Origin of the sequence: Cupriavidus neocaledonicus (assembly GCF_000372525.1) — a bacterium.
GTDB lineage: Bacteria > Pseudomonadota > Gammaproteobacteria > Burkholderiales > Burkholderiaceae > Cupriavidus > Cupriavidus neocaledonicus.
The window spans coordinates 216,453-229,443 of the sequence record NZ_AQUR01000101.1; the positions used below are offsets into that span (position 1 = coordinate 216,453).

The window sequence follows — 12,991 nt, forward strand, 5'->3', positions numbered from 1 at the left end:
AGGACATCATGCTGAAGATCCTGATCGCATCCGAAGACGCCGAACGGCTGGCCGAAATCAACCGGCTCAGCACCATGGTCGGCAACTTCCAGGCCATATTGCTGCACGAAAGCCTGGCCCGCTTTCCGTTCCACGCCAGCCGCCTGCGCATGGCTGACCTGCTGATCCTGGAAGTGTCAGCCGTCGGCCCCGGACAGATGCTGGCAATCGAGACACTGCGCCAGCAGCACCCCGACCTGCCGTGCATCCTCGTCACGCATGCGCCGGACTCCGAGGTGCTGATCAAGGCCATGCGTGCAGGCATCCGCGACGTGCTCTCCTGGCCGCTGGACAAGGCCCAGTTCGCCGAGGCACTCAAGCGCGTCGAAGCCACGCACGTGCCGCGCGAGCAAGACTCGGCGCAGGTTATCTCGGTGATCTCATGCAAGGGCGGCGCCGGCACCAGCTTCGTCTGCGCCAACCTGGGCGACGCGCTGGCTCGCCATCTGGGCAAGCGCGTGCTGGTGGTGGACCTGAACCGGCACTTCGGCGACCTGACTCACCTGGTCAGCGACAAGACGCCCCCTTCCACCCTTCCCGACATCTGCGACCAGATTGAGCGCGCCGATGCCGCCTTCCTGGAAGCCTGCCTGGTGCATGTAGAGAACGGCTTTGACGTGCTCGCCGGTGCCCGCGATCCGGTCAAGGCGAGCCAGCTGCAGAAGGACAAGCTCGAGTGGATCCTTTCGGTGCTCCAACCGAAGTACGACTTCGTCATCTTCGATATCGGCCAGAGCATCGATCCGGTGTCTCTCAGCATGCTCGACCACAGCGACCGCATCTGCGTCGTCGCCGAACCTGCCATCGCCTACGGTCCGCCGGGACGCCGTCTGATCGAGATCCTGCGCGCCTTGCGCTATCCCGCCGACAAGATCCGCCTGGTGCTGAACCGGACCGGGCGCAAGAACGAAGTGCCGCGCGCGTCGATCGAAGACATCTTCGGGATGAAGGTCGCGTTCGCACTGCCCGACGATCCGTCCGTGGTCGAGGAATCCGTGAGCCACGGCGAGCCCGTGGCCAAGCTAAGCCGGCGCAGCGGCGTTGCACGGGCACTGCAGGCGATGGCCACGCAGCTTGCCGCCAGCCCCGAGGCCGAACGGCGCGTGCGGTCCGAGGCGGTATCGCCCTTGCGTCGGCTGATGCTGCGCGCCAAGAGCACGTGAGCGCCGGGCTGCGATTCCACAGCACGCACGGCAACGCCCAAGAACACAATACAAGGGGAACCATCATGTCAATTCGCGAACAGCTGGCCACCGCCGCACCCGCCTTCCACGCCAATGGCAGCGCATCGATTCAGTTCGGCGGGCAGTCCAGGACGTCGACCTCGCCCGGCTACCACGCACTCAAGCGCGATGTGCACGAAACCGTGCTCGACCGGGTCGAGCTGGAGCGCCTCGCGCGCTTTCCGCAGGAGCAGGTGCGGCAGGAAATTGCTGCGCTGGTCAATCTGATTATCGACGAACAGAAGGTGCTGCTCAACGACACCGAGCGCCGCCAGCTTACCGTTGAAATCTATGACGAGATGTTTGGCTTTGGCCCGCTCGAGCCGCTGCTCAAGGATCCCACCGTCTCCGACATCCTGGTCAACACGTCGCGCCAGACCTACGTCGAGCGGCGCGGCAAGCTCGAGCTTACCGACGTGGTGTTCTACGACGACGCTCATCTGATGAAGGTGATCGAGAAGATCGTCTCGCGCATGGGCCGCCGCATCGACGAAACCAGCCCGATGGTGGATGCGCGCATGCCCGACGGCTCGCGCGTCAATGCAATCATTCCGCCCTCGGCGATCGATGGCCCGTTGCTGTCGATCCGCCGCTTTGCCGTCAATCCGCTGCAGGTCACCGACCTGGTCGACCTGCGTAGCCTGACCCCGCCGATGGCGCAACTGTTGCAAGCGCTGTCGACCGCCAAGGTCAACGTGCTGGTCTCGGGCGGCACCGGCAGCGGCAAGACCACGCTGCTCAACATCCTGTCTGGCTTCATCCCTGAAGACGAGCGCGTCATCACCATCGAGGACGCGGCCGAGTTGCAGATGCGCCAACCCCACGTGCTGCGGCTGGAAACGCGCCCGCCCAATATCGAAGGCAAGGGTGAGATCAACCAGCGCGCACTGGTGCGCAACGCGCTGCGGATGCGTCCTGACCGCATCATCCTGGGCGAAGTGCGCGGCGGCGAAGCGCTCGACATGCTCAATGCGATGAACACCGGCCACGAAGGCTCGCTCACCACGATCCACGCCAACACGCCGCGCGACGCGCTGACGCGCCTGGAGAACATGGTCAGCATGGCGGGCTTGACCATGCCCGCCAAGGCCATGCGCCAGCAGATCGCCTCGGCCATCACCGTGATCGTGCAGGCGGCACGCCTGACCGACGGACGCCGCAAGATCATCAGCATCTCGGAAATCACCGGCATGGAGGGCGACATCATCAACATGCAGGAGATCTTCACCTTCCAGCGCACCGGGGTGGACAAGGATGGCACGGTGCGCGGGCATTTCCGTGCCACCGGCGTCTATCCCAAGTTTGCCGAGCGGCTGCGCGTATTCGGCGTCGGCCTGCCAGATGAGACCTATGACCCAGCCAAGCGATACGACGTCTGACCCGCATGGCCCGAAACCAAGTCAAGCATTCCGGGGGAGATACACATGAGTACGATCTTCTATGCCTTCGGCATCCTGCTGTTCGTTGCCGTAGTGCTGTGCGTCGAGGGCATCTATCTGTGGTGGAACAACGTACACGGCCCCGCTGCCAGGCGCATCGAGGCTCGGCTGCGAGCGCTGTCCGCGGGCGGGCAGGTCAGTGCCGAGCGCCTGTCGATACTGAAAAAGCGCATGCTCAGCGAATCGCCACGCATGGAGAGGCTGCTGATGAGCGTGCCCCGCATCGGCATGCTCGACCGCTGGCTGGAGCAATCCGGCAGCACGTGGTCCGTGGCCCAGTTGCTGGGCTACTGCGGGCTGGTGGTGCTGTGCACGGTGGCACTGGTGCCGCTGTTGCCGGTACCGTTGCCGCTGATGCTTGCCGGCGCCGCGCTGGCCGGGATACTGCCCGTGCTGCACGTGATCCGCTTGCGCCAGAAGCGGTTGAAGAAACTGGAAGCGCAGCTGCCGGACGCGGTCGACATGATTAGCCGCGCGCTGCGCGCCGGCCATGCCTTCAGCGGCGCGCTCGGCATGGTCGGAGAGGAGATGAAGGCGCCGATCGGGCCGGAATTCCGCACCACCTTCGAGGAAATCAACTACGGCGTGGCGCTGGACGAAGCCATGACCAACCTTGCCATGCGTGTGCCGGTCAATGACCTGCGCTACTTCGTCATCGCGGTGCTGATCCAGCGCGAGAGCGGCGGCAACCTGGCCGAGATTCTCGACACCATCGGCAACCTGGTGCGAGAACGCCTCAAATTGTTCGACAAGATCCGCGTCCTGTCCGCCGAAGGCCGGCTGTCCGCGTGGATCCTCGGTTTGCTGCCCTTCTGCACCGCCGGGCTTGTCATGGTGGTCAACCCCGGCTTCATGCGGGTCCTGTGGCAAGACCCGATCGGCCTGCAGATGGTGGGCGGCGCGCTGTTCTCGATGTCCATGGGCGTGCTGTGGATGCGCAAGATTATCCGCATCCGCGTGTGAGACCCGCCTCCGGCAAACCAAGGGCCAGACAGAACCATAACAGGCAAGGACAGCCACCTGACGGGAGTCCATCATGCAAGGCATTATCCAGGGGTTGCAGGCCGACCAACTGATCATACTGGGCCTGATCTTTGTTGCCGCGTTCGGCGCTGTGTTCGGCGTGCTGCACGTGCTCTCGCCAAATCGCCTGCGCGGCCGCATGGAGCAGCTCGCCGGCCAAGGCGGGCTGGTACCGGACGCAGGCAGGCAGCACGCATGGATCGACAAGCTGGTTCAGTGGTCCAGGCCCGTGTCACGCCTGTCGCTGCCCAAGGAAGGCTGGGAGAACTCGCAGCTGCGCGTGCGTTTCATGAACGCCGGCTGGCGCGGCGCGCAAGCCGCACCGCTGTATTTTGGCGCAAAGACCGTGCTGGCGGTGGCGCTGCCGATGATCGGGCTGATCGCCCTCAGTGGCCAGCCAGCGCTCCAGGAGCGCAACCTGATGTTCGCAGTCCTCGCGCTGCTGGGCGCCATCGGCTACTACCTGCCGAACTTCGTCCTCGCCCGCAAAGTCTCCCAGCGCCAGCGCACCGTCTTCGAAGAATTCCCCGACGTGATCGACCTGCTGACGGTCTGCGTCGAAGCCGGGCTCGGCCTGGACGCGGCGCTGATGCGCGTGGCCGACGAACTGGCGCTGCGCTGCCCGGTGCTGGCCGATGAACTGCAGCTGATGCTGCTGGAACTGCGCTCGGGCTTCTCGAAGGAAAAGGCGCTGACCAACCTGTCGCTGCGCACCGGCGTCGAAGACGTCGACAAGTTTGCGTCGATGCTGGTCCAGGCCGACCGCTTCGGCACCAGCCTGGGCGAGTCGCTGCGCGTGCTGTCCGACATGCTGCGCACCAAGCGCCGCATGCGTGCCGAGGAGCAGGCGGCCAAGATTGCGCTGAAGCTGCTGTTCCCGCTGATCTTCACCATCTTCCCGTCATTGCTGCTGGTGCTGCTGGGGCCGGCCTTCATCCAGATCTACCGCGTGCTGCTGCCGACCATGGCGGGACAAGGAGGATAAGACTTCCGGGAAACCGTGACCGTTTCCCCCGGCTGTCTCCCGGTGCAATGCCGGCAAGACAGTCAGTTGCCCGGAACCCAGGTTCCGGGCTTTTTTGCTTTGCCGGGCGAATCCCGGGTCTTGACCTGGCGGGCGGGCTTCTGAAGAATGCAGGCAGTCCCCCCGCCCGCCGCCGAGGTCACGCAGCGCGCGCCCTACCCGCCTGGAGTCCCGATGAAGCTACGCATCCTGAGCGACCTCCACATCGAACACCACCTGCCGCAATCCGTGCCCGCGTGCGACGCCGATCTCGTGATACTTGCAGGCGACATCGCCAACGGCCGCGACGGCATCGACTGGGCGGCCAGCACCTTCAGCCAGCCGGTGGTCTATGTGCCGGGCAACCACGAGTACTACGAGAGCGATTTCGACACCGTGGACCGGCAGATGGCCGAGGCCGCGGCAGCGCATCCGCGGGTGCGCCTGCTCGATGGCAAGGTGGCTGAATTCGACGGCGTGCGCATCATCGGCACGACCTGGTGGACCGACTACACGCTGTTCGGCACCGAGCGGCGCGACGAGGCGATGCAGGCGTGCGCGAAAGCGATGTTCGACCACCGGCTGATCGAAATCCGCGGTGACGACGGCCACATGCGCCAGTTCACGCCGCAGGACGCACTGGCACGCCACCTGGCCGCCTCTGACTGGCTGCAGGTGCAGCTGGCGCTGCCCTACGCCGGCAAGACCGTCGTGGTCACGCACCACGGCCCGGACCTCGGCAGCCTCGATCCGCGCTTCTCCCACGACCTGGTCTCCGGCGGCTTCCTGTCCCGCCGCCCCGACCTGGTCGCGCAAGCGGACCTGTGGATCCACGGTCATACCCACACCAGCTTCGACTACTGTGTCGACAACTCGCGCGTGGTGTGCAACCCGCGCGGCTATGTCAGCCGCCGTACCGGCGAGCTGGAGAACAAGGCCTTCGACTGGTGCTGCGTGGTCGAGGTCTGACGCGCCCACGCCTTTGCGCCGTCATGGGGACGCGCGGCTCACGCGGCCCCCCTTAGCCGCGCCAGCGGCACCGACGTGTCCGGCAGCCGCGGCTCGAAGAAGTGCCGCGTGGTCTTGTACGGGAACAGCGCGCCAGCGGCAATGGTGCGAAAGATGTGCCCGATCTCGAATGGCTCGCCGGTGTTCCAGTCGCGAACGCGCACGCGCGCGTCGTCGTAGCGCAGCAGGATGCACGGCACCGCGCGCAGCCCGAGCCGCATCGCCGCGCGCAGCCGATGGTTGCCATCCATGATGATGCCCTGCGTGGTTTCCACCACGATGGGCTTGCGCCAGCAGCCCTCGCCGGCGATCAGGTCCGTCAGCAGCCAGACGCCTTCAAAGTCCACTTGTTCAGACTGGCGCAACGAGGACAGTGGCCGCAAGGCAATGCCGTAGGCGGCGCTGGCACGTGCAAGCGCGTCGGGTTCCTTTTCAGTCGGGTACATCTGCTGCTCCTGGACTGGCCCCGGCCGGGGCCGAAGATGAGACGCGAAAAATGGCGGCGATGCCGGGCGCTCAGGTGGCTGCAGGCTTGCGATCCGTGCTCTGCGCAAGCAGCACGCGCTGGGCCTGCTCGATCAGCGGCAGGTCCACCATCTTGCCGTCGACCTGGACCGCGTGGTTGTCCTGCGCCGCGACCAGCACGCGCTGCGCCCAGTCGAGCCTGAGCGCATCGGGCGCGAAGATCTCGCGCACCGGCGAGACCTGTACCGGGTGGATGCACAGCTTGGCGCCGAAGCCCAGGCGGCGCGCATGCGCGGCATCGGCACGCACGGCGTCCAGCCTGGCAAAGTCAGGCGTAATCCCGTCGACCGGGGCTGGCAGGGAGGCCAGGCGTGATGCCAGCACAATGCGGCTGCGCGCATGCAGGAAGGCTTCAGGGGCTTCCTCGCAGCCGAGATCCAGCGAGAAGTCGAGCGAGCCGGAGGCCAGCCGTGACACGGCCGGGCACCGCCGCAATTGCCTCGACATGGGCCAGCCCGCGAGCGGTCTCGATGATCGCCACAAGTTCGGCATGGGGCTGCCAGCGGTGCAGCCATTGCGCCAGTTGAGCGACCTGCTGCGGCGCTTCCGCCTTGGGCAGCACGATGGCGTCGCAGCGCCGGGACGACGGCAGCGCCAGCAGCCACGCCAGGTCGCTTCGAACTCCGCGGTGGACGCGGCGTTGATGCGGATATGGCGGCGCGCGCCGCCGGCCGGCGTGGCGGCATGCCAGCGTGCCACGGCCGCGCGCGCTGCCTCCTTGGCGGCCGGGTGCACCGCATCCTCCAGGTCGAGGATGACCGCGTCGGGCATGGCCCGCACGGCTTTGTCGAAGCGTTCCGGCCGGTTGCCGGGCACGAACAGGTAGGTCACGGGTGGCTTCATATGGCACGTGGCTCCCAGCTTGCGTGGTCTGCGGCAACTGTCGTAACCGCGATTTCTCGCTGCAATTGCGGAAATTTCCGATTTCGCTCCGGCGATCGCGTAGTTAGTGCTTTGACGGTTTCGGCAGATCGCATCGAATTCCAATCAATTTCGTTGATAACGATTCGCATTTGCAATACCATTTTTTTGCGGCGCACACAGAAGGCGCGCTCGTCGCCCCCTCCCTGAGTTCCAGCCTTAGCAAAAAGAGGTTTTGTCATGTCGGTCACTAACCACCGGGGGCGCGTGCGCGCTCCCCTTGCCCGTCTTGCTGCGCCGCGCTGCCCACGCAGCTGCCCGCCGCTCGCGCCGTTGCGCTTGCTGATGGGTGTGCTGGTCACCTTCCAGCTACAAACGGCCAGCGCGCAGGAGGCTGGCACAGCGGACGGTGTCACCGCGCCGCGGCTGGCAGCGCCGACCCTGCCGCAGGTGACCGTCAGCGCCAGCGCCGAGCCAGACCAGCCCCCGCCGCCGTATGCCGGCGGCCAGGTCGCCCGCGGCGGCAGGCTCGGCATGCTCGGCGACACCACCATCATGAAGGCGCCCTTCAACCTGACCAGCTACACCGCCGAGCTGATCCAGAACCAGCAGTCCGCCACCGTGGCCGAGGCACTCAGCAAGGATCCCTCGGTACGCGCCACCGGACTGGCGGGGGCCAATATCGACACGTTCTACATCCGCGGCTTTCCGATCAATGAATCCAACTCGGGGGAAATCGCCTTCAACGGCCTGTATGGCATTGCGCCCAGCTACCGCGTATTCACCGGCTACGCCGAACGGGTCGAGGTGCTGAAGGGCCCCGCCGCGCTGCTGTACGGCATGTCGCCCAACAGCGGCGTCGGCGGCGTGATCAACATCGTGCCAAAGCGCGCCGGCGAGAACCTGACCCGGTTCACCGCCAGCTACGCGTCCGACACGCAGTTCGGCGGCCACCTCGACGTGGCGCGCCGCTTCGGCGAGGACCGCGAATGGGGCATCCGCGCCAACGGCAGCTACTACAACGGCGACACCACCGCCGACAACCAGTCGCGCAAGGCGCCGGTGGGCGCGCTCGCGCTGGACTATCGCGGCAAGCGTCTGCGCGCGTCGCTGGACGTGCTGGCGCAGGAGGAGCGCATCGATGCGCCGGGGCGGCCGCTGATGATTTCGCCCGGGCTGGCGGTTCCGGGAGCGCCTGACGGCCGGCGCAATGTCACGCAGCCGTGGGAGTACTCCAAGGGCCGCGAGGAAGCGGTGCTGTTCCATGCCGAGTACGACATCAACGATTCACTGACGACGTTCGCCAGCGCAGGCGGCGGGTGGAGCCGCGTCGACCGGCTCTTCGGCACCACGCCGATCATCACCAATGCACAGGGCGATACCCTGAGCACCCCCACCTTCTACAAATTCAAGGTCGACCGCGGCACCTTCGACGGCGGCTTGCGCGCACGCTTTGCCACGGGTGCGGTCAAACATGCGGTCACGCTGCAGGCCAGCGCCTATACCGAGCGCTTCGACCGCGCGTTCACCTCGGGCACGCCGGTGGCCTCCAACATCTACGATCCGGTGACGCAGCCCGCGCAGGGCCTGCAGGCGCCGTCGACGGTGCCGCGCCTGACCGCCACCGACCTGAGCGGCGTGGCGCTGTCCGACACCATGTCGTTCCTTGACGAACGCGTGCTGCTGACGCTTGGCCTGCGTCAGCAACGCGTCAGGACACGCAACTACAACCAGGCTACCGGCGCGGTATCTACCTACTACGACGAAAGCGCCACCACGCCGATGGTGGGCGTGGTGGTGCAGCCGACGCAGCGGTGGTCGGTCTACGCCAACTACATTCAGGGCCTGAGCCGCGGCGACGTGGCGCCGCCCACGGCCAGCAATGCCGGTGAAGCCTTTGCGCCATACAAGGCGGACCAGTACGAGATCGGCACCAAGTTCGACTTCGGCCGCTTCACCACCACACTGGCGGCTTTCCAGATCGCCAAGCCCACCGGGCAGCTCGATAACAACGTGTTCTCCGTCAATGGCGAGCAGCGCAACCGCGGGCTCGAGTTCAACGTGTTCGGTGAAGTCGTGCCGCGCGTGCGCCTGCTTGGCGGCGTCACGCTGATCGACGGCGAGATCACCAGATCACCGAGCGCCGCCAGTGTCGGCAAGACCGCGATCGGCGTGCCGGACATGCAGGCCAACCTCGGTGCCGAATGGGACCTGCCATGGGTACCGGGCCTGACACTGACCGGCGCCATGCTCTACACCGGCCGGCAGTACGTGAACCAGGCCAACACCGCCAGCCTGCCGGCCTGGACGCGCTTTGACGTCGGCGCGCGCTACACCACCAGGTTCGGGGGCAAGACCACCACGTTGCGCGCCAACGTGCTTAACGTGTTCGACCGCGACTACTGGGCAGGCGTGACCTCATGGGGTGGCTTTTCACTGGCGGCGCCGCGCACGGTGCTGCTGTCGGCCACGGTGGATTTCTGAACGTTGGCCGGACACGGATCACCGCTGCGTATCGTGTCGGTGCATCCAGCGGAGCGCGGCTAGACCAAAACAAAAACCCCCGCGGACTCTCGCCCGCGGGGGTTTTTGTTCAGACAGCCTGCCGGCTCGGGCGGTGACGCCCCGCCGGCAGTCAGTCGGCACAAATTACATCATGCCTTCCATGCCGCCCATGCCGCCCATGCCGCCCGGCATTGCCGGTGCCGACTCTTCCTTCGGCGTTTCGGCCACGGCGCAGTCGGTGGTCAGCATCAGCGAAGCCACCGAAGCGGCGTTCTGCAGTGCGGTGCGGGTGACCTTGGTCGGGTCCAGCACGCCCATTTCCACCAGGTCGCCGTACTCGCCCGAAGCGGCGTTGTAGCCGTAGTTGCCCTTGCCTTCGATCACCTTGGCAACGACCACCGAAGCTTCTTCACCGGCGTTCAGCACGATCTGGCGCAGCGGCTCTTCCATCGCACGCAGCACGATCTTGATACCGGCGTTCTGGTCGGCGTTGTCGCCTTGCAAACCCGAGATCGCGGCGCGGGCGCGCAGCAGGGCCACACCACCGCCGGGGACGATGCCTTCTTCCACCGCAGCGCGGGTGGCGTGCAGGGCGTCTTCCACGCGGGCCTTCTTTTCCTTCATTTCGACTTCGGTGGCAGCGCCAACCTTGATCACGGCAACACCGCCGGCCAGCTTGGCCACGCGCTCTTGCAGCTTCTCGCGGTCGTAGTCCGAGGTCGCTTCTTCGATCTGGGCGCGGATCTGCTTCACGCGGCCTTCGATGCCAGCAGCGTCACCGGCGCCATCGATGATGATGGTGTTTTCCTTGCCGATCTCGATGCGCTTGGCCTGGCCCAGGTCGTTCAGGGTCGCCTTTTCCAGCGTCAGGCCGACTTCCTCGGCGATGACGGTGCCGCCGGTCAGGATGGCGATGTCTTCCAGCATGGCCTTGCGGCGGTCGCCGAAGCCCGGGGCCTTGACGGCGGCGGTCTTCAGGATGCCACGGATGTTGTTGACCACCAGGGTCGCCAGGGCTTCGCCCTCGACGTCTTCAGCGATGATCAGCAGCGGGCGGCCGGCCTTGGCCACTTGCTCCAGCACCGGCAGCAGGTCGCGGATGTTGCTGATCTTCTTGTCGAACAGCAGCACGAACGGGTTGTCCAGCGCGACAACCTGCTTTTCCGGGTTGTTGATGAAGTACGGCGACAGGTAGCCGCGGTCGAACTGCATGCCTTCCACGACTTCCAGCTCGTCGGCCAGCGACTTGCCGTCTTCGACGGTGATCACGCCTTCCTTGCCGACCTTGTCCATGGCTTCGGCGATGCGCTCGCCGATCGAGGCGTCGCTGTTGGCCGAGATCGCGCCAACCTGGGCGATTTCCTTGCTGGTGGTGGTGGGCTTGCTGATCTTCTTCAGCTCTTCCACGGCGGCGCCGACAGCCTTGTCGATACCGCGCTTCAGGTCCATCGGGTTCATGCCGGCGGCGACGAACTTCATGCCTTCGCGCACGATCGACTGGGCCAGCACGGTTGCGGTGGTGGTACCGTCACCGGCGTTGTCGCTGGTCTTGGAAGCCACTTCCTTGACCATCTGGGCGCCCATGTTCTGCAGCTTGTCCTTCAGCTCGATTTCCTTGGCCACGGACACGCCGTCCTTGGTCACGGTCGGGCCGCCGAAGCTGCGCTCCAGCACCACGTTGCGGCCCTTCGGGCCCAGCGTCACTTTAACGGCGTTGGCGAGGATGTTCACGCCTTCGACCATCTTGGCACGGGCGGCGTCGCCGAACACTACGTCTTTTGCTGCCATGTTCTGATTCTCCTGAAATCTGTACGGGTGGGGCTACAAGTAACGGATTACTTGTTGACCACGGCCATGATGTCTTCTTCGCGCATGACCAGCAGTTCCTGGCCATCCACCTTCACGCCCTGGCCGGCATACTTGCCGAACAGCACGCGATCGCCGACCTTGACGTCCAGGGCGATGTTGTTGCCCTTGTCATCCTTCTTGCCGGGACCGATTGCCAGCACTTCGCCTTGATCGGGCTTCTCGGCAGCGTTGTCGGGAATCACGATACCGGACGCGGTCTTGGTTTCGTTGTCCAGACGCTTCACGATCACGCGGTCGTGCAGAGGACGCAGATTCATACGGACTCCTAGATACAAAGTGAGTTTTTGATCACAAATCGGCCGGCTACCGAGGCGACGGCCGTCAGAAATGTTCAGGTGTCGCAGAGGCTGTTAGCACTCACCCCTGACGAGTGCTAATTATAGGGACGGGGTAGGGGCATTTCAAGACAGGCGCTGGATGCGGGTTTTCCCGGGGGACGGGCGCAGCGCACATGGGGATTTCAGGGCCGGCGCTTTCCCGCGCCAGGGAACGCCTGGCATACGCCGGGCCTGCGGCGACCTGTGCCCATGTGGCGGAGAACGCTAGAAACTCGCGGCCAGGCCAAACGACACGCCCGAGACGTTGTTGCCGAAGACATAGCGCACCACCGCGCGGATCCGCGTCACGAATACTTCGTGGGCGCTGGTATCGAGTTCGAGGCCGGTGCCCAGCGTGGTGAGGTAGTTGAATCCCAGCGCACCCGCCTGGTTGCCGAAGTAATGCGAGTGCGACAGTTCCAGTACGTAGCGCACCGGCCGGTCGAGCGCGCGCATGCCGGTCGGGGCCCGCCAGCGCGCGTACAGGCTGGCGGTCTGCGCGGCGGACGAGGCCTCCACGCCGGACGAGTCGCCGAAGCTGCGCAGGTAGATGTTGGTATAGCGCAGTTCCACGTCGATATCGCGGTTGTCGCGGTGGCTTTCCCAGTCGAGCATCACCGATCCGCCCAGGCCATAGGCATTCATGACGCCGTCGTCGAGGAAGGCGATGTCGCGGTCGGTCTTGTGCTCGACCGCGAACTGGGCGATGGACAGGTCGCTGGCGACACGCCCCAGCGAGGCGTTGAAGATGGGGCGGAACACCAGTTCCTTGCTCGGGATCAGCGGAAAGTCCCAGCCGACGCCGACCGTGCCGGCGAACGTGTTCCATTTGGTCGGCAGCTTGCGCGATTCCAGCCCGTTGGAGGCGACAAAGGTGGGGTCGTAGCGGTTGTAGGCGATCGACCCTTCCAGATAGAGCGGAAACGACTGGCTCAGCGTAAAGCCCCCGCCCAGCTGCCACAGGGTTAGGTCCGGGCTCTCCGTGTTGGCATTGCTGATGGAAAGCGAGCTGGAAGCCAGGTCCGGCACGACCGCGAACGACATCAACGTCAGCACCGCACTGGCGTGCTTCTGCACATTGGCGCCGACCACGCGAAACGTCGGCTCGGCCTGCGCCAGCGCGGGCACCGGCGCCGCCGCAAGGCCGGCCAGCAACATGAACATCAGTGGGCCTTGCGC

At 65.5% G+C, this 12,991-nt stretch carries 12 protein-coding genes; 6 read left to right on the plus strand and 6 right to left on the minus strand.

What is annotated here, in order from left to right:
• The first annotated feature begins 8 nt into the window (after positions 1-8).
• The 5 genes from A3AG_RS0119990 to A3AG_RS0120010 all read left to right on the plus strand — a co-directional run bounded on the left by A3AG_RS0119990 (position 9) and on the right by A3AG_RS0120010 (position 5,696).
• On the plus strand, positions 9-1,202 hold the full coding sequence (locus A3AG_RS0119990) for a CpaE/TadZ family protein (protein ID WP_018007134.1): 1,194 nt from the start codon (positions 9-11) through the stop codon (positions 1,200-1,202).
• Between the two features lie 65 nt (positions 1,203-1,267).
• A complete protein-coding gene (locus A3AG_RS0119995) occupies positions 1,268-2,641 on the plus strand; it encodes a TadA family conjugal transfer-associated ATPase (protein WP_018007135.1) in 1,374 nt (457 codons plus the stop codon).
• Positions 2,642-2,686: 45 nt separating this feature from the next.
• Positions 2,687-3,664: a type II secretion system F family protein gene (locus tag A3AG_RS0120000; protein WP_018007136.1), complete on the plus strand. Its 978-nt coding sequence runs from the start codon at positions 2,687-2,689 to the stop codon at positions 3,662-3,664.
• Between the two features lie 73 nt (positions 3,665-3,737).
• Complete coding sequence (locus A3AG_RS0120005; RefSeq protein WP_018007137.1) at positions 3,738-4,709, plus strand: type II secretion system F family protein; 972 nt, start codon at positions 3,738-3,740, stop codon at positions 4,707-4,709.
• 213 nt (positions 4,710-4,922) lie between these two features.
• Entirely contained in the window at positions 4,923-5,696 is a 774-nt protein-coding gene (locus A3AG_RS0120010; protein WP_018007138.1) for a metallophosphoesterase, read from the plus strand.
• A 38-nt stretch (positions 5,697-5,734) separates the two neighbouring features.
• Here the strand turns inward: A3AG_RS0120010 and A3AG_RS0120015 are convergent, their stop codons facing one another.
• From A3AG_RS0120015 to A3AG_RS34060, 3 genes are all read right to left on the minus strand, one after another.
• The gene (locus tag A3AG_RS0120015) at positions 5,735-6,181 is read right to left on the minus strand and encodes a ParB N-terminal domain-containing protein (protein ID WP_018007139.1); all 447 of its coding nucleotides are present in this window, start codon (positions 6,179-6,181) and stop codon (positions 5,735-5,737) included.
• Positions 6,182-6,251: 70 nt separating this feature from the next.
• On the minus strand, positions 6,252-7,103 hold the full coding sequence (locus A3AG_RS31805) for an HpcH/HpaI aldolase/citrate lyase family protein (protein ID WP_240619898.1): 852 nt from the start codon (positions 7,101-7,103) through the stop codon (positions 6,252-6,254).
• Positions 7,100-7,363, minus strand: a complete 264-nt coding sequence (locus A3AG_RS34060) for a hypothetical protein (RefSeq protein WP_145987491.1) — start codon at positions 7,361-7,363, stop codon at positions 7,100-7,102. The genes A3AG_RS31805 and A3AG_RS34060 overlap by 4 nt, the downstream gene beginning before the upstream one ends.
• Here A3AG_RS34060 and A3AG_RS0120025 point away from each other — a divergent pair.
• Complete coding sequence (locus A3AG_RS0120025; RefSeq protein WP_035849266.1) at positions 7,362-9,605, plus strand: TonB-dependent receptor; 2,244 nt, start codon at positions 7,362-7,364, stop codon at positions 9,603-9,605. The genes A3AG_RS34060 and A3AG_RS0120025 overlap by 2 nt on opposite strands.
• A 165-nt stretch (positions 9,606-9,770) precedes the next feature.
• Here the strand turns inward: A3AG_RS0120025 and groL are convergent, their stop codons facing one another.
• The 3 genes from groL to A3AG_RS0120040 form a co-directional block, all read right to left on the minus strand.
• On the minus strand, positions 9,771-11,414 hold the full coding sequence (groL, locus tag A3AG_RS0120030; protein ID WP_018007141.1) for a chaperonin GroEL: 1,644 nt from the start codon (positions 11,412-11,414) through the stop codon (positions 9,771-9,773).
• Positions 11,415-11,461: 47 nt separating this feature from the next.
• A complete protein-coding gene (gene groES, locus A3AG_RS0120035; protein WP_008644494.1) occupies positions 11,462-11,752 on the minus strand; it encodes a co-chaperone GroES in 291 nt (96 codons plus the stop codon).
• 285 nt (positions 11,753-12,037) lie between these two features.
• On the minus strand, positions 12,038-12,976 hold the full coding sequence (locus tag A3AG_RS0120040; RefSeq protein ID WP_018007142.1) for a hypothetical protein: 939 nt from the start codon (positions 12,974-12,976) through the stop codon (positions 12,038-12,040).
• Between the last annotated feature and the right edge of the window lie 15 nt (positions 12,977-12,991).